The organism is Mucilaginibacter gotjawali (assembly GCF_002355435.1).
Classification (GTDB): domain Bacteria; phylum Bacteroidota; class Bacteroidia; order Sphingobacteriales; family Sphingobacteriaceae; genus Mucilaginibacter; species Mucilaginibacter gotjawali.
Genome location: NZ_AP017313.1, coordinates 1,075,749 through 1,092,712 on the forward strand (window position 1 = coordinate 1,075,749; position 16,964 = coordinate 1,092,712).

Annotated in this window: 20 protein-coding genes; 14 read left to right on the top strand and 6 right to left on the bottom strand. The window is 42.7% G+C overall.

Going from position 1 to position 16,964, the window contains the following annotated elements; genetic code table 11:
* The first annotated feature begins 60 nt into the window (after positions 1–60).
* Both MgSA37_RS04860 and MgSA37_RS04865 read left to right on the top strand, forming a co-directional pair.
* Positions 61–747 (top strand): peptidase associated/transthyretin-like domain-containing protein, encoded by a 687-nt coding sequence (locus tag MgSA37_RS04860; RefSeq protein ID WP_096350106.1) that lies wholly within the window; start codon positions 61–63, stop codon positions 745–747.
* Between the two features lie 43 nt (positions 748–790).
* Positions 791–1,174 (top strand): hypothetical protein, encoded by a 384-nt coding sequence (locus MgSA37_RS04865; protein ID WP_096350107.1) that lies wholly within the window; start codon positions 791–793, stop codon positions 1,172–1,174.
* Positions 1,175–1,347: 173 nt separating this feature from the next.
* Here the strand turns inward: MgSA37_RS04865 and MgSA37_RS04870 are convergent, their stop codons facing one another.
* Entirely contained in the window at positions 1,348–3,102 is a 1,755-nt protein-coding gene (locus MgSA37_RS04870; RefSeq protein ID WP_096350108.1) for a DUF885 domain-containing protein, read from the bottom strand.
* 214 nt (positions 3,103–3,316) lie between these two features.
* Between MgSA37_RS04870 and MgSA37_RS04875 the strand changes: the two genes are divergently transcribed.
* The 3 genes from MgSA37_RS04875 to MgSA37_RS28095 are packed head-to-tail and all read left to right on the top strand — an operon-like array spanning position 3,317 to position 7,293.
* Positions 3,317–5,827: an XrtN system VIT domain-containing protein gene (locus MgSA37_RS04875; protein ID WP_096350109.1), complete on the top strand. Its 2,511-nt coding sequence runs from the start codon at positions 3,317–3,319 to the stop codon at positions 5,825–5,827.
* Positions 5,824–7,137: an exosortase N gene (gene xrtN, locus MgSA37_RS04880; RefSeq protein WP_096350110.1), complete on the top strand. Its 1,314-nt coding sequence runs from the start codon at positions 5,824–5,826 to the stop codon at positions 7,135–7,137. Before MgSA37_RS04875 ends, xrtN begins: the two co-directional genes overlap by 4 nt.
* A 12-nt stretch (positions 7,138–7,149) precedes the next feature.
* Positions 7,150–7,293, top strand: a complete 144-nt coding sequence (locus MgSA37_RS28095) for a hypothetical protein (RefSeq protein WP_157750438.1) — start codon at positions 7,150–7,152, stop codon at positions 7,291–7,293.
* Between the two features lie 130 nt (positions 7,294–7,423).
* Here the strand turns inward: MgSA37_RS28095 and MgSA37_RS04885 are convergent, their stop codons facing one another.
* A complete protein-coding gene (locus MgSA37_RS04885) occupies positions 7,424–7,951 on the bottom strand; it encodes a hypothetical protein (protein ID WP_096350111.1) in 528 nt (175 codons plus the stop codon).
* A gap of 191 nt (positions 7,952–8,142) precedes the next feature.
* Between MgSA37_RS04885 and MgSA37_RS29355 the strand changes: the two genes are divergently transcribed.
* Both MgSA37_RS29355 and MgSA37_RS04890 read left to right on the top strand, forming a co-directional pair.
* Entirely contained in the window at positions 8,143–8,274 is a 132-nt protein-coding gene (locus MgSA37_RS29355) for a hypothetical protein (protein WP_260146977.1), read from the top strand.
* Positions 8,275–8,473: 199 nt separating this feature from the next.
* Complete coding sequence (locus MgSA37_RS04890) at positions 8,474–9,229, top strand: hypothetical protein (protein ID WP_157750439.1); 756 nt, start codon at positions 8,474–8,476, stop codon at positions 9,227–9,229.
* A gap of 28 nt (positions 9,230–9,257) precedes the next feature.
* On the opposite strand, the gene MgSA37_RS04895 is transcribed toward MgSA37_RS04890, so the two are convergent.
* On the bottom strand, positions 9,258–9,797 hold the full coding sequence (locus tag MgSA37_RS04895) for a DcrB-related protein (RefSeq protein WP_096350113.1): 540 nt from the start codon (positions 9,795–9,797) through the stop codon (positions 9,258–9,260).
* A gap of 142 nt (positions 9,798–9,939) precedes the next feature.
* On the opposite strand from MgSA37_RS04895, the gene MgSA37_RS04900 reads away from it, so the two are divergent.
* The 6 genes from MgSA37_RS04900 (at position 9,940) to rpsJ (ending at position 15,068) form a co-directional block, all read left to right on the top strand.
* Positions 9,940–10,161 (top strand): hypothetical protein, encoded by a 222-nt coding sequence (locus MgSA37_RS04900; RefSeq protein ID WP_096350114.1) that lies wholly within the window; start codon positions 9,940–9,942, stop codon positions 10,159–10,161.
* A complete protein-coding gene (locus tag MgSA37_RS04905; protein ID WP_096350115.1) occupies positions 10,151–10,492 on the top strand; it encodes a type II toxin-antitoxin system RelE/ParE family toxin in 342 nt (113 codons plus the stop codon). Before MgSA37_RS04900 ends, MgSA37_RS04905 begins: the two co-directional genes overlap by 11 nt.
* Before the next feature lie 992 nt (positions 10,493–11,484).
* On the top strand, positions 11,485–11,907 hold the full coding sequence (gene rpsL, locus MgSA37_RS04910) for a 30S ribosomal protein S12 (RefSeq protein ID WP_096350116.1): 423 nt from the start codon (positions 11,485–11,487) through the stop codon (positions 11,905–11,907).
* A gap of 18 nt (positions 11,908–11,925) precedes the next feature.
* Positions 11,926–12,393: a 30S ribosomal protein S7 gene (gene rpsG, locus MgSA37_RS04915; RefSeq protein ID WP_096350117.1), complete on the top strand. Its 468-nt coding sequence runs from the start codon at positions 11,926–11,928 to the stop codon at positions 12,391–12,393.
* 103 nt (positions 12,394–12,496) lie between these two features.
* A complete protein-coding gene (gene fusA / locus MgSA37_RS04920) occupies positions 12,497–14,608 on the top strand; it encodes an elongation factor G (RefSeq protein WP_096350118.1) in 2,112 nt (703 codons plus the stop codon).
* A 154-nt stretch (positions 14,609–14,762) separates the two neighbouring features.
* Positions 14,763–15,068, top strand: coding sequence for a 30S ribosomal protein S10 (gene rpsJ, locus MgSA37_RS04925; RefSeq protein ID WP_078347761.1), 306 nt, complete (start codon positions 14,763–14,765; stop codon positions 15,066–15,068).
* A 267-nt stretch (positions 15,069–15,335) separates the two neighbouring features.
* Here the strand turns inward: rpsJ and tnpA are convergent, their stop codons facing one another.
* A complete protein-coding gene (gene tnpA, locus MgSA37_RS04930) occupies positions 15,336–15,803 on the bottom strand; it encodes an IS200/IS605 family transposase (RefSeq protein WP_096350119.1) in 468 nt (155 codons plus the stop codon).
* Positions 15,804–16,070: 267 nt separating this feature from the next.
* On the opposite strand from tnpA, the gene MgSA37_RS04935 reads away from it, so the two are divergent.
* A complete protein-coding gene (locus MgSA37_RS04935; protein ID WP_096350120.1) occupies positions 16,071–16,280 on the top strand; it encodes a hypothetical protein in 210 nt (69 codons plus the stop codon).
* Positions 16,281–16,302: 22 nt separating this feature from the next.
* Here MgSA37_RS04935 and MgSA37_RS04940 read toward each other — a convergent pair whose 3' ends face one another.
* Both MgSA37_RS04940 and MgSA37_RS28745 read right to left on the bottom strand, forming a co-directional pair.
* A complete protein-coding gene (locus MgSA37_RS04940) occupies positions 16,303–16,749 on the bottom strand; it encodes an EVE domain-containing protein (protein ID WP_096350121.1) in 447 nt (148 codons plus the stop codon).
* A 10-nt stretch (positions 16,750–16,759) separates the two neighbouring features.
* A complete protein-coding gene (locus MgSA37_RS28745) occupies positions 16,760–16,927 on the bottom strand; it encodes a glyoxalase superfamily protein (protein WP_183476416.1) in 168 nt (55 codons plus the stop codon).
* Positions 16,928–16,964 lie beyond the last annotated feature (37 nt).

Consider the following 16,964-nt stretch of genomic DNA (forward strand, 5'->3'; position numbering starts at 1 on the left):
TAAAAAACAAAACTATTTCTCACTAAAAAGAGTTAAATTAACAGGATAATTCTCTACCCCATGAAAAAGATCTGCTTGTTAACTGCCATGCTATTTAGCCTGGCTTTTTTTGTTAAAGCCCAAACCACTTTAAAGGGCACTGTTTACGAAAACGGAAGCAATATCCGCCTCGATAATGTATTTATTCACGATAAAAATAATAAGCAATACACCATAGCGGATAAAAATGGCAACTTCGAGATCAAAACAGAGGCCGGCCACCTGCTGATCTTTGATTCTCCGGGTTATGTTTCAGATACCCTTTATGTGGTAGACCTTACGCCCAAAAAGATCAGCCTGGTAGTTAAAACCATTGCCTTGCGCGAGGTAAATATCAGCTCAACCCGCCAGATGTTTGATCCGCACAAGGAATATCCCGAAATATATGAGAAGAGCAAGGTTTATATCATGTCGCCATCATCCTGGTTCAGTAAAGAAGGTAAGGATGCACGCCGGCTAAAAAAATATTTTGTAAAGGAAGAACAGGAACGCCATATTGATGCCGTATTTACACGGGCTTACGTAGGCAGCATTGTGCCGCTGAAAGGGCAGGAGTTGGAGAACTTTATGACGATTTACCGGCCCAGCTACGCATTTGTAACCAATAATAACGGCCCGTCAATGGCGGCTTATATCAATGACAGTTACAAGAAATACATGGCATTGCCACCTGAGAAACGCGTTTTGCAAAAGTTGAGTGATCACTAGCCCGAGCCTGTTAAATAACCTGGTTGCAGTTCAAAAATAGCAAATGAAAATCCTCCTGACAAATTGGATAAATATTTGCGGACTGTTTATAACGACCTTTTTTACCTGTGTTATAATTTCGCTTAATTCGGATTCGTCTCCCAATTTCATCCAGGCAATCCTGGCATCATTATTTTCTGTTTGCTTATACGGGATGATCTTTTGGGGGTTATTTGTAGTGCTGATTGTTTTTCTCGACTTGATCTTGGTCGTATATAACCAAAACTACCTGACTTTAAAGCTATTGATCGAATGGTTTTTAATAAGCAGCCCTTTTGTATATTGGTTTTTTAAGTATAATGAATGGATATTTGCGGTAGTGGTTGCGTCTTTTCTGATAACGCAGTTGATGCGGAAAAGGTTGATAGTAAAAGTAATTGGCGCTTAAACTATATGTTTTTTTGTCATTTCGAACGAAAGAGAGAAATCTTATACAACTGATATTACCGCCTGCACAGTCCGGATGCAAAGCGTATAAGATTTCTCCCTACGGTCGAAATGACAATGGGTTTATAATTCCGCAATCGGCATTCCGCAATCCGCATTTGCTTAAATCCGAAATCAAAGCACCTCTTTCCATGTACTGCTATCCTTCAGCATCACTTCGCGCAGCAGCCTTACCTGCGGCATGCCATGGTTCAGCACTTCATCGTGAAATTTTTTGAGGCTGAAATTGGCGCCTTCCTGTTTTTGGTAATCCGTACGCAGTTTCAGTATCTCCAGTTTGCCAATGGTATAAAACAAATAGCCGGGATCAAAGGTGCCGCGCAGGGCCTCCTGGTACGATGGTTTTTGGCCCTGGTACCAGTTATCCATAAAAAATTTGGTAGCAGCGTCAAGCTTCATGCCCTGGCAATGAGTTTTTATAGAAACGCACAGCCGGCAAAGGCGCAACAGTGCATCGCCTGCCTGGGCCAGGCGGTATTTAGCTGCCAGTACCGTATCTCCGTTGTGGCCATAGCCCGCATCGGCCATCATTTGTTCACAGTAGTGTGCCCATCCTTCAACATAGGCATAGCTGCCAAAGATCTTTTCAATCCGTGTGGCATCCGAAGCATTTAAATGCAAAAACTGGGTATAGTGGCCCGGGTAAGCTTCGTGTATGGTCACATTATCTGTGGTATAATAATCAAACTGGCGCAGCCAGTCTTCTTTTTGCTGTGCCGTCCATTTAGCATCAACCGGGGTTACATAATAAAAAGCTTCTGTTGCTTTCGTTTCAAACGGACCGGGGTCATCATTTGAAGCCGTGCTGGTGGCCCGTGCGTATTGCGGCGTTTCGGTCACTTTTAAATTTACGGTGGCCGGCATGGTCACAATGTTTTTATCTGTCAAAAACTTGCGGATGGCTTCCACATTTTTCTTCACATCGGGTATCAGGTTTTCGGCAGTGGGGTGGTCCTTTTGCAGGTCGTGGTACACATCAACAGGTTTTTTATTTGGGTTGATCGTTTTGGCAGCAGCATTAAACACATCCTGTTGATGTTTAAGTTCTGCGAGGCCAATGGCCAGTATTTTTTCGGGCGATATGGTCAATCCCTCGCTGTACAGCAGCATTTTTTTATAGCTGGCTTCGCCAAGGGCGTAGTTGTTATTGGCTTTAGGCAATTTTTCCTTTTTTAGCCAGGCTGCATAGGCGTTGATGGCATCAATGGCGGTTTTATTGGCCGCATTAAAGGCTTTCATCAGTGTGTCGTTCTTCACATCTTTAAGGGCCACTTTCAGGTCACCCGCTAAAAACTCCGTGGTACCCTGGGCTATTTGTATGGCTGTTTCAACGTAGGGTTTTGCAAGGGTGTCCTTTAAATTCTCTTTTGCTGCCGCGAAAACTTTCGTCGCATTTTTTTCAATAGCGATGATAGAACTTATCCGCTCCTCGATAGGGGCGAAGTCGCGTTTGATATAGATGCTCACATCCACTGCTTCGGCATACGTCATGGGATTTTTGTTATAGGCGCCCATATCCTCAAAATTCAGAATCTCGTTTTTGATGGCCGAGCGTAATATGCGGTAATCATAAAACATTTTAGGGCTCAGGCTGGTAGTGTCTGTAGCGCCCAGTTTTTGGTCGTAATCTTTTAAGCGGTCCAGTTCTTTGCCCAATGATTCCTTGCCCAGGTCCGTTACTTTCCCGTCGTATTGGTGATAGCCGAGCGCAACGCCATTGCCTGGGCGCCAGTTGAGATAACCCAGCAGGAAATCATCCGAAAGTTTTTGAAAGGCGGCATCGCCGGATATTTTGGGTTGTGTGGTTTTTGTTTGCTGGCAACTGAAAAGTGCAGCTATGGGGATGAACAGGAAGCTTATTTTTTTCATTTGTGGGTCAGTTGTAAAAACCTAAGGTAGGACATAAAAGCCATTTGGGCAAATTGCCTTTGTTTATGAAGATTTATTTCGCCGAAAGTTTGCAAGTATAAAATGCGTTTATTTACTTTGTAGTTCAAAGTACTTTTATTCAAATAGACAATCCGCCTTGCGCAGTTTTTTTGATATAATCACTTTGAAATGCAAAGTACTTTAATTAAAAAATATGGAAACTGAACAACCTATTCTTCAAAACAAAACATTTGTAACAGGCTTAATCCTGCTGGCCGTTTCTTTCGCAGTATTTATGTTGGGCGAATTGACTATTCTTAATTCGGGAGACGATCCGGCCTTTGGTTTTTTTATGATCAATTACATGATCGCGATCGCATACCTGGTTATCCTGTTTGTAAAATATCGGTGGAAGTTATTTACAGCTAACCAGCCCTGTGCGGTTTTATACATGCTGTTGCTGCTCATCAGCGCATATGCACTTAACCGTTGTATGGATGTTTTCGATCAATCCACCTGGTGGTTATGTATCTACCTGTTGCTATCCGCCTTTGCACTCATCGCATCCGCCTTCATTAACCAATTAAATAAAGTGCTTTCAGCAACAGTTATGTTTTTGCTGGGCGCAAGCTTAGTGCTGTTTATTTATTTAAGTATATACCTGGTGCCGATTTATGGCTTTGGTTTAATCGGCGTCTTAGCTATTGGTGTTTCCTTACATGCTTTTGTGCCGCTGGTTTTATCTGTTTACAATGTCCGCATTATTTTAAAAAATGTGGGTGTTAACAAAAGGTCATGGTATCCGGCTGTGGCCGGGGTGATTTTGCCGCTGGTATTGGCGGGCGCTTACTCTGTTCAATGGCGGCACATCAATGTGCAGGCTAACCGGTCGGTAAATAATCACATCATTAGTGAAAGCACCTTGCCTGCCTGGACCTCGGTGGCGCAGCATATCCCTAAAGGCTGGATCGCTGAAGAAATTTTGAAAACAAACCTGGTTTATCATGTGCCCGACGCGGATAGATTTTTTGAATGGAACATGCCAAACCATTCGTTCGACGAGCAAAAAAAGCATGACCCGCTGGTGGTTATTGCCAGCCTGTTTGCCGGCCGCAGCGATCTGGACGATGATAATAAAATAAAAGTTTTAGAATCGATGTACGATTCGCGGCAACAGGCGCAGGAACGTTTGTGGGCCGGTGATAAGCTGGAAACCAGCAACGTGATCAGCCATGTAAAATTCTTCCCCGAATACCGCCTGGCCTATACCGAAAAGATAGTAAGCATCCGCAATAATATGGCGCCAAAAAGCTGGAGACCGCAGCAAGAGGCCATTTACACATTCCATTTGCCCGAAGGTTCGGTGGTTACGTCGCTGTCGCTCTGGATAGATAATAAAGAGGAAAAAGCGAAGCTTACCACCAAAGGATTGGCAGATTCGGCTTACAAAACAATTGTCGGGGTAGAAAATCACGATCCATCGGTAATTCACTGGCAGGAAGGCAACACGGTATCCGTAAGGATTTTCCCTTGTACGCCCGATGAAAACCGGCGTTTTAAAATCGGTATAACCTCGCCCTTAAAAAAAACCGGCGGCAATTTAAGTTACGAGGATATTTATTTTGACGGCCCCGATGCCAGCCATGCCGACGAGAGCGTTGTGCTGGAGTTTTCGCAAACCCCGGCGGGGATTGATCTGCCAGGGAGTTTTACCTCTGACAAGATCAACACCTATAAATGTGAGCGAGGCTATGAGCCTTATTGGGAAACAACGTTCAAAGCGCCTAAGTTAGACACGGAAGCCTTTTCTTTCGATCACCATAGCTACCAAATGAGCGAATATGATAAGCATTTTGAAAACTTTGATCCCGCGAAAATTTACCTCGACCTAAACAGCTCATGGACCAAAGACGAATTGATGCAGGTTTGGAACGCTGTTAAAAACCGGGAGGTTTACATTTACCAGGATGAAATGGTGCGGGTGACTAACGACAACATCAATACTGCGTATGAGCAAAGTAAAGCCCTTAACTTCAGCTTGTTTCCGATACAGGCCATACACCATCCGCAGCAATCGCTCATCATTTCCAAAAGCACTGCAGCATCACCTAATTTGCAGGACCTGGGTGATAGCCAGTTTTCCAAAAGCCTGACAACGTACATGCAAACTGCTCCCAAAATACACCTGTTTAATATCGGCGGAGACCTGTCGCCCTATTTAAAAACATTGAAAGAACTGCGGACATTTATTTATGATGAGGGCAGTGTTGACGATTTGAACCAGTTATTACAGAAGAAGCGATATGCTGTGCAGCAGGAGAACGATTCGACAGTAGTGATCGGGCATGCCGGGGTTAAAATCGCTTCAGTTGCCGGGGCGGCAGTTTCAAAAGCACCTGATCACCTGATGCGGTTATTTGCCTATAATGATATTATGAGGAAGGTAGCCGCTAATTATTTTACGCCGAAAAGCATTAACGAGGATATTATTAACGAAGCGCAACAAGCCTATGTGGTGTCGCCGGCATCAAGCCTCATCGTTTTGGAAACACAGCAGGATTACCAACGTTTTGGCATTACTGATAACGAAAACAGCTTGAAAAATGCATCCACAAAATCGTCCGGATCGGTACCCGAGCCCCGCGAATGGCTGCTGATATTGTTAACCGCATGTGTGGTTATTTACCTGCTTTATAAACCCCGCATAAAACTAAATGTTAAATGATGGCCCTTAAATTAAGGGCCATACAACCAGGCTACTTTACCACGGGCCTGGTTGTAATTTGCTTGGTAATGTTTTTTGTAGTGACGCCCTTTTACATTGTTGATGTAAACGTGTACTTAGGTATTTTGCTTGCCCCTTATATTTTAACGGTTGAAAAGGGCTGTTTTTCAAAGCGCCTGGTTATACCCGTGCTGGCTTTATTGGTGCTTGTGTTTTTTGTGCCGGTACGCACCGTTTTTGGGCTGGTACTTATTGGCGTAGTTTTATTGATGATTGAAAACAGCCTCGGCCGCATCAATAACCCCTTTATGTTTTTAATGCTCGTAATTTCGCCGCTTTATAAATATTGGTCGGGTTTTATTGAGTTCCCGGTGCGCCTGAAGCTGACGGAAGTGACGGCGTGGCTGCTGAATTTTACAGGCGCACACGCCAGTGCCGCCGGCAATATCATTACACTTGGCAGGGCCGAGTTTTCGGTTGACCCGGCATGCGCCGGCTTAAATATGATGGAAGTATCCTTTTTTATCGCGCTTTTTATTGTTGCTTATTATCAGCGCACTACCGGCAAACCTGTAAAATCAATTATAACTGCGGGGATTTTACTTGCGACACTGGCATTAAATATCGTATCAAATCTTTTCCGCATCATCATCCTGGTCATGTTCAGTATTATGCCGCAAAACCCGCTGCACGAAATTAACGGCTTGCTTTGTATGACGGTTTATGTAGTGATACCCTTGCTGGTGCTGATCCGGTGGGTTTTTAGCAGGTTGAAAGTACCCGGGTTGGTTCATGATTCAAAAGTAAAGGCACGTGCCAATTGGTCAGTTAATTTATTTTTAACCGGGATGGTTATTTTTGCAGGCTGCCGCGTATCCGAGACACCGTTTAATCGCCTGCCAGACCGGAACTATAGTTTACCCGGATACCATCGGGAGATTTTGCCAACCGGGGTAATTAAATTCGAGGACAAAAAATCATTGATCTATTTTAAACCGACCGAGTTTTATGCAATGGGGCACGATCCATCTATCTGCTGGCGGGGCAGCGGATACGAGTTTAATGTGATCAGGCAGGAGACCATAAAAGGCACCATGATTTATATAGGAACAATGAATAAAGGGAAGGACCTTATTTATTCATCGTGGTGGTTTGATAACGGAAAATGCCGCACCATCAACCAGTTCGACTGGCGGTGGAAGGCGCTGAAGGGCGAAGGCGAATTTAGCCTGGTGAATGTAAATGCCGCCAATGAACAAGATTTAAGAATGGAGACCCAAAAGCTGTTGGGAATGAAACGCTTGTTGTAAGCAGCAGCCTGAATGATTCAGAGAAATTGCTGCAAACGAAAATTCATTGCGGTTGGCTTCAGCCAACGGGATATCAGGGGTAAAGATGTTGGCTTTAGCCAAAATTACCGCAATGCCTGGAGGTCAAATTATTCGGCTAAAGCCGAAAGCCTTTAATTTATCGCAACCCGTTGGCTGAAGCCAACGGCAATGAAGGATTGATGTTGTTTTTAGACAGCTTCTAAAAAAAAGTAAAGATTTAAATATTTTTGGTTGTTTTGGCACCCGTGCCCGGGAGCCTATAAACCTACTTCGTTAAGTATTCCTTCGGGATAGGGTTATCTTTTCGTTCACCATCAAAAAACCAGCCCAATATCCAAAACCTGGTGCCATCGTAAAACAATTCAATGCTGTTGATGCCGCGCTCAATTATAGGGCCGGTTTTGGTATTGCGCGATTCGTAAGTGCTCCATACATGATAAATGGCCCCGAATTTTTCCACCTTGCGGGAGATTTCGCGTTCATCAAATCCCTTTGACGCCAGGTACTCGTCAGACAGGCGGTGGTATTCTTTCAAACTCACATATTTGATAACCGTTTTACCGCCTTTTGATTTTGTTGCCCAGCCCACATTTACATTGGGTACATGCAGGCTGCTGTCGCGCTGGTAACTGGGTTTTTCGCCTTTTTTAACAGTAACCACATCATAATAGGCTTTCATGATGCCATTCAGGGTACCCACATTGTCGCCGTATTGATCAATGACCTGTGCCCGGCAATTGTAATTGATCGATACGATTAGTGTTAAGGGAATTAAAAAGGCTACTTTTTTCATTGGGATCTTGCTATTGGTTGACCAAATATATTAATTCTGAATTGATGATTACACTGATTGTTTGATGATTACACCGATTAAGGAGCGTTTGCCTGCAGATATTCTTCTTCCATATTAATCCTTTTCAATTTTAAAGCGTCCTATATACAAACACCGGCAAATTGAGGTGTTGACATTAAAATTTTAACGCCATGAAAAAGAGATTTTTTGCATTCGCATTAATTATAGCAGCATTTGTATCGGTAACTTCAGGATGTTATGTAGAAGGCGGTGGCGGCTACCGTTACCATCATTACCACCGTTGGGATCGTGACCGTGATTAATTGGTTTAAGTATTATAGTTTTTAGTTTGGTTTAGTGTGTGTGAGTTAAGGCCCCGGTTAGCGCCGGGGCCTATTTTTTGACCACAGATTAAATTGATTTTTATGATTTCGTTGAGTTTGGTGGATATTGCAGCTGGGATTTATATCTCTTAATTATTTTATTTAGCTTTGGGTACAGACTTCATTAACCTGAATGCGCATGAAAAAATCTGCCTATGTTTTAGCGCTGATTATAGCCGTATTTTTAACAATAGTATCCTGCACAAAAAGTGGCCAGCTGAATGCGCCCGCCGGACAAATTGCCGCTACTAAAACCGTTTTGAAAGTTAATGAGCCCGATTTGCTTGCTTTAGTTGGTGCAGATTCAACCAAAAGCGTTTTTTGGACCGTTACCCCTGCAGGCCATGATACCTTAACCACCCAAAAAAATGGCGCCCGCCTTGTATTTACCAAATCGGGGGATTATGCTGTCACCGCAAATCAAAGCGGCGCAGCACCGGCCAGTATCACCATAAAAGTGACGGATTCCGTTTATAACCCTGACTATAATCCTTATTTTACGCCGCTAACCGGCGATGAAATTAAGCTGACACCAGGTTATTATAAAAATGCTGCGGGTGATACCACTGCCCTCGCTTTTACGGCCACCACCACAAACACTTACTGCACAAACAGCATGCTTTCATTGGGCTATTCGCTGTATCTGAACAAGTATTCACTCAGCTTTGTGGGCGCCACGCGCTCCATTGTTTGCGGCGCCGGCAGCAGTACGTTAAGCCAGTATTTTAATTTTTCGGTTTACCAGGCTACTTTAGCCAACGGCACATTTCCTTTTGCAGCTACGCTAAATGGCACCACTTATACCGGGAGCATCGAAATAACTACCACCAATATTATATTCCACTGGAACTATACCTCGGGTGTAGTGATTTCGCCGCTGACATTAACCAGGTAACGGAATATTAAAGGCGTAACCGACTAAGTTATTTAACTTTTAGCGATGCCACCATGGCTTCGGCGGTGGTTTTCCATTTGGGCAGCAGCGCCTGGGGGCAATTAAAAGTAAACATTAGTAATTTGCCTTCGAGGATGGTATAAAAATAAAAGGCAAACACTTTTTGATCCGCCGCAGTAGTCATCATTTTAAAATAGCCCACCTGTTTACCGTTAATGGTTTTAACGCCGCTATCAAGCCATACGGCATCGGGCCGCGCGTGTTTTAGGGTGTTGATCATAAAATCTTTGTATTGGCCGATCTGGTCGGGTGTCATCGTTTGCCCGGTCTGGCTGATCACTAAATTTACTTCGCCTTTCGTATCGTTAAAAACAGCAGCCGGTTGCTGCCCTTCATGGGCATATTTTGCAGCGAGCGCCTGGGCAGGCATCTGCTTAAAATTAGCAGGCACCGATAGCTCAACCTTCCCGTTCAGCAGGCTGCGGCGCACCAGTTTGATTTGGGCCTGGCCGAAAAAGGGGAGGAGTAACAATATAAACAGGGATGAGGTTATAATTTTTTTGATCATGAGATGGGTTTGCGTTGATGGGGTTAAACATAAGGAAAAAGTCTCTTAAAAATGGGGATAAGGAATAAACTTCGTGAGTGGCCTCACGTTGTGGAATAAATTCTTTTTTTGCATAAATCTTGGATATTGAGTATCTTTGAATATGACCACAATAACCATTCAAGTCCCTGGAAAAGCAAAAAACAAGCTTTCAGCATTTGTCAAAGAACTTGGTGGTGAGGTCATTTCAGTTTCTTCTGAAAGAGAACAGGCAAAAAAAGCGAAATTACTGGATGAAATAAGACAAGGGTTAAAAGAAGCGAAGGAAATCCACGAAGGGAAGGCAAAGGGTTATTCAATGTCTGATCTTTTCGATGGCAAATAATGTACGCCTTACCGCATTTTTCTTAAAAAAAGCTAAGCGGCTTTTAAAAAAATATCACACGCTGCAATTTAACTTAAGTCAACTTGAGCAGGATCTTATCCAAAATCCGAGGCTCGGCGATAACTATGGTGCGAATATATATAAAATCAGGCTGGCAGATGAATCGAAGGGAAAGGGAAAAAGTGGCGGCTTTAGAATAATTACCTACCTAATACAGGAAAACACGGACTCAACCGATATCTATTTAATTACCATTTTTGATAAGTCTGAAGAATCGTCTGTTAGCAAGGATGACATAAAAGAAATTATAAAATCAGAAGGGATAGTTTAGTTATAAATCTTAAGTTATTTAATTGATAAAATATCAAATCGTCAAAAATAATATTAGTCGATATTTATTATTAAAAATCAAAGAAGAGGAAGTACTATTAAAAATGTGGCTATTATTGGAATATAAATTATAAAAGTTAACCAAAGAAAAAATCGGCCGCTATTTTTCAACGTGAGTGATAAGATCAACGCGATCAAGGAATATGGAATAGATAAAAACATGGCATCTAATGCCAATTGGCCGACTGTGAAACCATTGAAAAGCAAACAATACACGACGGCCCAAAATACCGTATACAAAACAACTAACGTTGATGCATACGGATGCAATTTTATTTGATAGGTCAATCGTTCTTTAAACATTTTGTGATTGGATTATATTTGGTATGATAAGCGCTATTAATTCTCTTAATACTCTTTATTGGGAAAAGTAACCGTTCTAAATAATTTCCCTGCGTTCCTTGGCTCTGGCTATTTCTGCGGATTGTGTTCCCCCCTAAAATCCCGTATGTTTGTATCACCTCAAAGGCGTTCACCTAAACGCGGGAGACGCGATGCATCGCGTCTCTACAAACCGTACAACAATGACAAAAATTCCCATAATTACAAACTGACTGTAACCACAACCTTGCAGGTTTTCTTTTAAAACGATTATTTATACAAATATTTCTTTATAAATCCAAGTAAAATACAGAATTTATTTGCGTGCCAGGTGTTTCAGGTGTATTTATCCGTGCCGGGTGGTTCAGGCATGCCTCTCTTCAGGCCTTCTAATCCCTGCACAATTCCAACATTTACAACTTCGGCCTAACCTTACAACAACTACAACAATTCTAACATTTACAACCTATCTACAACCCTTATAACCAATAAGTAAACTTTTTTACCAAAGCCCTTGAAAATCAAAAAATAAGTACCTACCTTTGCAGTCCTTAAAATAAGTGTGCCGTGTTGGCACGCTGGGGATAAAAAAAGTAAAGACAAAAAGGAAAAATGCCTACTATTCAGCAATTAGTTAGAAAAGGTAGAGTAGCTCTGGTTGACAAGAGTAAGTCGCCAGCGTTGGACAGCTGTCCACAGCGAAGAGGCGTGTGCACCCGTGTGTACACCACTACCCCTAAAAAACCAAACTCAGCAATGCGCAAGGTGGCGCGTGTACGTTTAACCAACGGTAAAGAAGTGAATGCCTATATCCCCGGAGAAGGCCACAACTTACAGGAACACTCTATCGTGTTGATCCGCGGTGGTCGTGTTAAGGATTTACCAGGTGTACGTTACCACATCATCCGTGGTGCATTGGATACATCAGGTGTTGCAGGCCGTAACCAACGTCGTTCAAAATATGGTACCAAACGCCCTAAACCAGGTCAGGCAGCAGCTGCGACCAAAGGTGCACCGGCTAAAAAGAAAAAATAATCAGGAGGAAAGATAGCAATGAGAAAGTCAAAACCAAAAAAGAGAATTATCCTTCCTGATCCAAAGTTCAATGATACTTTGGTTACAAGGTTCGTAAATAACATGATGTATGATGGTAAAAAATCAACCGCATACGCTATATTTTATAACGCTGTTGAAATTGTTGAAAAGAAAACCAACGAAAGTGGTTTAGATACCTGGAAAAAGGCTTTAAACAATGTAATGCCTGCTGTTGAAGTAAAAAGCCGCCGTGTAGGTGGTGCAAACTTCCAGGTGCCAACAGAAGTTCGTCCTGAGCGTAAAATTGCTTTAGGTATGAAATGGCTGATCAGCTATGCCCGTCGTCGTGGTGAAAAAACCATGATGGAGAAATTAGCCGGCGAGATCATTTCAGCTGCTAAAGGTGAAGGTGCTGCTGTGAAGAAGAAAGAAGATACGCACAAAATGGCTGAAGCCAACAAAGCGTTCTCACACTTTAGGTTCTAATCAAAAGGATTACACCGATTTAATATTGGATTACACCGATTTTATTATGATTGCATAATTAATCGGTGTAATCATTACATAATCAGAGAAATCAAAAGAAATAATGGCAAGAGATTTAAGATATACAAGAAATATAGGTATTGCCGCGCATATTGATGCCGGTAAAACCACCACGACGGAGCGTATCCTTTATTATTCGGGCTTTAGCCACAAAATTGGCGAAGTACATGAAGGCGCTGCAACTATGGACTGGATGGCGCAGGAGCAGGAGCGTGGGATCACCATCACTTCGGCTGCTACTACTATCGACTGGAAATACCGTGGCCATAGCTACCATATCAACATTATTGATACCCCGGGACACGTAGACTTTACCGTTGAGGTAAACCGCTCATTACGTGTACTGGATGGTTTAGTGTTCCTGTTTTCGGCAGTTGACGGTGTTGAGCCGCAATCTGAAACCAACTGGAGGCTTGCCAACAACTATAACGTTGCCCGTATAGGCTTCGTAAATAAAATGGACCGCTCAGGCGCCGACTTTTTAAATGTTGTAAAACAAGTAAAAACTATGCTGGGCAGCAACGCTGTTCCGTTACAGTTACCAATAGGCTCTGAAGACAGCTTCAAAGGTGTTGTTGATTTAATTAACTGGAAGGGTATCGTTTGGAATGAGCATGATAAAGGGATGACCTTTACCGAAGTGCCTATCCCTGAGGATATGATCGAGGAAGCAACTGAGTGGAGAGAAAAACTCCTTGAATCAGTAGCTGACTATGATGAGAGCCTGATGGAGAAATTCTTTGATGCACCTGAGACCATCACCGAGCGCGAAGTATTGGACGCTTTACGTAAAGCTGTGCTTGACGCGAAGATCGTTCCTATGGTTTGCGGTTCATCATTCAAAAACAAAGGTGTACAAACCATGCTTGATTATGTGATGGAATTACTTCCTTCACCTATGGATGTTAACGGTATTGTTGGCCACAACCCTGATACCGGCGAAGAAATTGTTCGCCAGCCATCAGAAAAAGAGCCTTTTGCAGCTTTGGCGTTCAAAATTGCAACTGACCCTTTTGTTGGCCGTTTGTGCTTTATCCGCGTATATTCAGGCAACCTGGAAGCTGGTTCGTATGTATATAACATGCGTTCGGCTAATAAAGAACGTATCTCACGGATCTTCCAGATGCATGCCAACAAGCAAAATCCTATCCCTAACGTTGGGGCAGGTGATATTGCTGCGGTAGTAGGCTTTAAAGATATCAAAACAGGTGATACCCTTTGCGACGAAAAACACCCGATCGTATTGGAGTCAATGAATTTCCCTGAGCCGGTTATCGGTTTGGCTATTGAGCCTAAAACTCAGGCTGATATTGATAAGTTGGGTATGGCTTTAGGTAAATTATCTGAAGAAGATCCAACCTTCCGTGTAAAATCTGATGAAGAAACCGGCCAGACCATCATTTCAGGTATGGGCGAGCTTCACCTGGATATCATCATGGACCGTTTAAAACGTGAGTTCAAAGTTGAAGTTAACCAGGGCGCGCCACAGGTTGCGTACAAGGAAGCTATCACAGGTACTACACAGCACCGTGAAACTTACAAGAAACAAACCGGTGGCCGTGGTAAATTTGCCGATATACAGATCATTGTATCGCCTAATGACGAAGGTCAGGAAGGCCTGCAGTTTGTGAACGAGATCAGCGGTGGTTCAATCCCCCGTGAGTTTATTCCATCTGTTGAAAAAGGCTTTAAAGCGGCTATGGATAATGGCGTATTGGCCGGTTATCCGTTAACCAGCTTAAAAGTACGTTTGATTGATGGTTCGTTCCACGCAGTCGATTCAGATGCGTTATCTTTCGAGATCGCAGCGAAATCGGCTTACCGTGAAGCATTGCCAAAATGTAAACCGGTATTACTGGAGCCGATCATGAAGATCGAGATCCTTACCCCTGAAGAAAACATGGGTGATGTTATCGGTGACATGAACCGTCGTCGTGGCCAGCTTTTAGGTATGGACTCACGTGCAGGTGCGCAGGTAATTAAGGCAACAGTGCCATTGTCTGAAATGTTTGGTTATGTAACCCAGTTACGTACCATTACTTCGGGCCGTGCAACTTCAACCATGGAGTTTGATCACTATGCCGAAGCACCGCGTAACGTACAGGAAGAAGTAGTTGCGAAAGCAAAAGGTAAACGTGCTGCTGCAAACGCGTAATTAGAGATTAGTTGATTGGTGATTAGAGATTAGTTACCAATCAACTTAATATAAATAAACGGTCAGTGTATAGTTAATAGCTCTTATAGCTGGCCAAATTAAAAATCGGTGAAATCATCGTTAAATCGGTGAAATCCCAAAAAACAAAAACAAAATGAGCCAAAGAATCAGGATCAAATTAAAATCTTACGATTACAACCTGGTTGACAAGTCAGCCGAGAAGATCGTAAAAACAGTAAAGCCGACAGGCGCTGTTGTAAGCGGACCACTTCCCTTACCAACTGAAAAGAAAGTTTTCACCGTTTTGCGTTCACCGCACGTGAACAAAAAAGCACGTGAGCAATTCCAGTTATGTTCATACAAAAGGTTATTAGACATCTACAGTTCAAATTCAAAAACTGTTGATGCGCTGATGAAACTTGAACTGCCCAGCGGCGTTGAAGTTGAGATCAAAGTGTGATAGTACCGGAAGATCAAGCCTCACCCAACCCTCTCCAAAAGAGAGGGCTTGAAAAAGGATATAGAAAAGGCCATTCGTTTTGCGGGTGGCCTTTTTTGTTTGAGATAGACGCTGTTTTTAGCAAAGGAAAAATTTCGCTGAGTGAGGCCGGGAATACTTCAAACAAAATTGTGCTAATCATGCCGCAGAGCGGCTACCTATCTGTAGAAAAAATAAAAATAAGGTTATTTGCCCCGTCAGGGGCTACCTCTTTGGCAAGCTCTCTATTCAATCATCCAATAAATCCTGAAAAATATATTTTTCATCATAATCAACTTCATACGCTTTTAACATTTCAAGGTATTCTTCTCTGAACGTTTTTTTCAAATGATGTTGTTTTTGATTTAAAATATATTTCACCACGCCAGGTATTTGCGAACGGCTGTTACTGAATGCCCCATACCCATCCCGCCATTGAAATTTTCGGGGCGTAAATTGTTTTTTGTTGATAAATTCAGAACTATCGCCCTTTACAAGCTGCATCAATTGCGAAATGGATTGTTTAAGGTTGAGACCGGCAAAGAAATGCAAATGGTCTGGGACATTGTTTATAGCAAGCATCTTATGCCCGTTGTTTTGAACGATTCCCGTGATGTATTTTTGAAGTTCGTCCTCCCAATCGGGGAGTATCACCGCTTTGCGATATTTTACGGCAAATACAAAATGTATATAAACCTGGCTGTAGGTATTTGACATGGGCTGAAAATAGCAAAAAATGTTTGTTCAAAAAAAAGAATAGGTAGCCCCTAAGGGGCAAAATAAAGTGATTGCGGTTTTTCTACAAATAGGTTGCCCCTAGCGGGGCAGAATTTTCAGTTCTAGCCACAACCTATTACATTTTGCGTTAAGCCTGGGCTAAGAGAATATCGCACGACGACATAGTGCGAGAATAAAATAACAGAAAAAGTAAGTCACCCTGGAGGCCGCTTTTTGAGTTTGTAGTATTTTAATTAAATTTGATATATGGCAATCTACGTAATACACCCCACCGATGAGCAGGAAAAGTTCTTGATGGCTTTTCTCGAAGATTCTGAAATCCCGTTTGTAAAAGATGACGAGGGACCGTTGCCGCAGCATGTGCTTGACGGTATTGCCCAGGGACAGGCTGATATTGAAGCAGGTAGGTTTATCACATATGATGAGTTTAAAAAGCGGATGAAATCTACTAAATGACCTGCCCGGTTACAAATCAATTTCAAATTTCCCATTTCCCGGTCGAATCCAAAAAATTAAGCCAAACGCCTTCCAGTTCGTCAACCAGTTGTGGTTTTATGGAGATACCCGATGCCTGGGGCGTCCAGTTCTGTGCGGCAAGGTTACCGGTTTTTAAAATATCTAAAGTAAGAATTGGTTCTTTATCCGGGTTCAGCAAAACATCCAATGCCACCGTAATCCGATAATAATGCCTGCCATCACGAAAGGCCGGGTAAGCATCCGCAGCTATCGTGCCCGATGCAAATATGCCTTTCGGCTCAATGCCTACCCTAACAATATAGGCCCTGTCGCCGGGTTTAATACTTTTATGGCTGATTACGCTCCAGTTATCTTCCAGGTGCCCGGTTTCGGCCAGCTTTTTAATGTCGTCGTCTAAATCCGCCCATTTAAATTTTAACGGGTTCCAACCAAAAAGATAAGCTTTCATTTCACCTTCTCTATAAATGTGATCCTTTTCCCCACACTCTTAATGAAGCTTGCATAAATTTGGGCATACCCCGTTCAAAAACGTGTATCGAGTCGATCTTAAAGCCCAGCCAGTCAACATAAAACTCAATAGTTTTATCGTAATCAAAAATACGGAGTGTGGGTTTGATAACTGACATCGCAATTGAATTTGAAAAAATATTATTCTGAGAATTC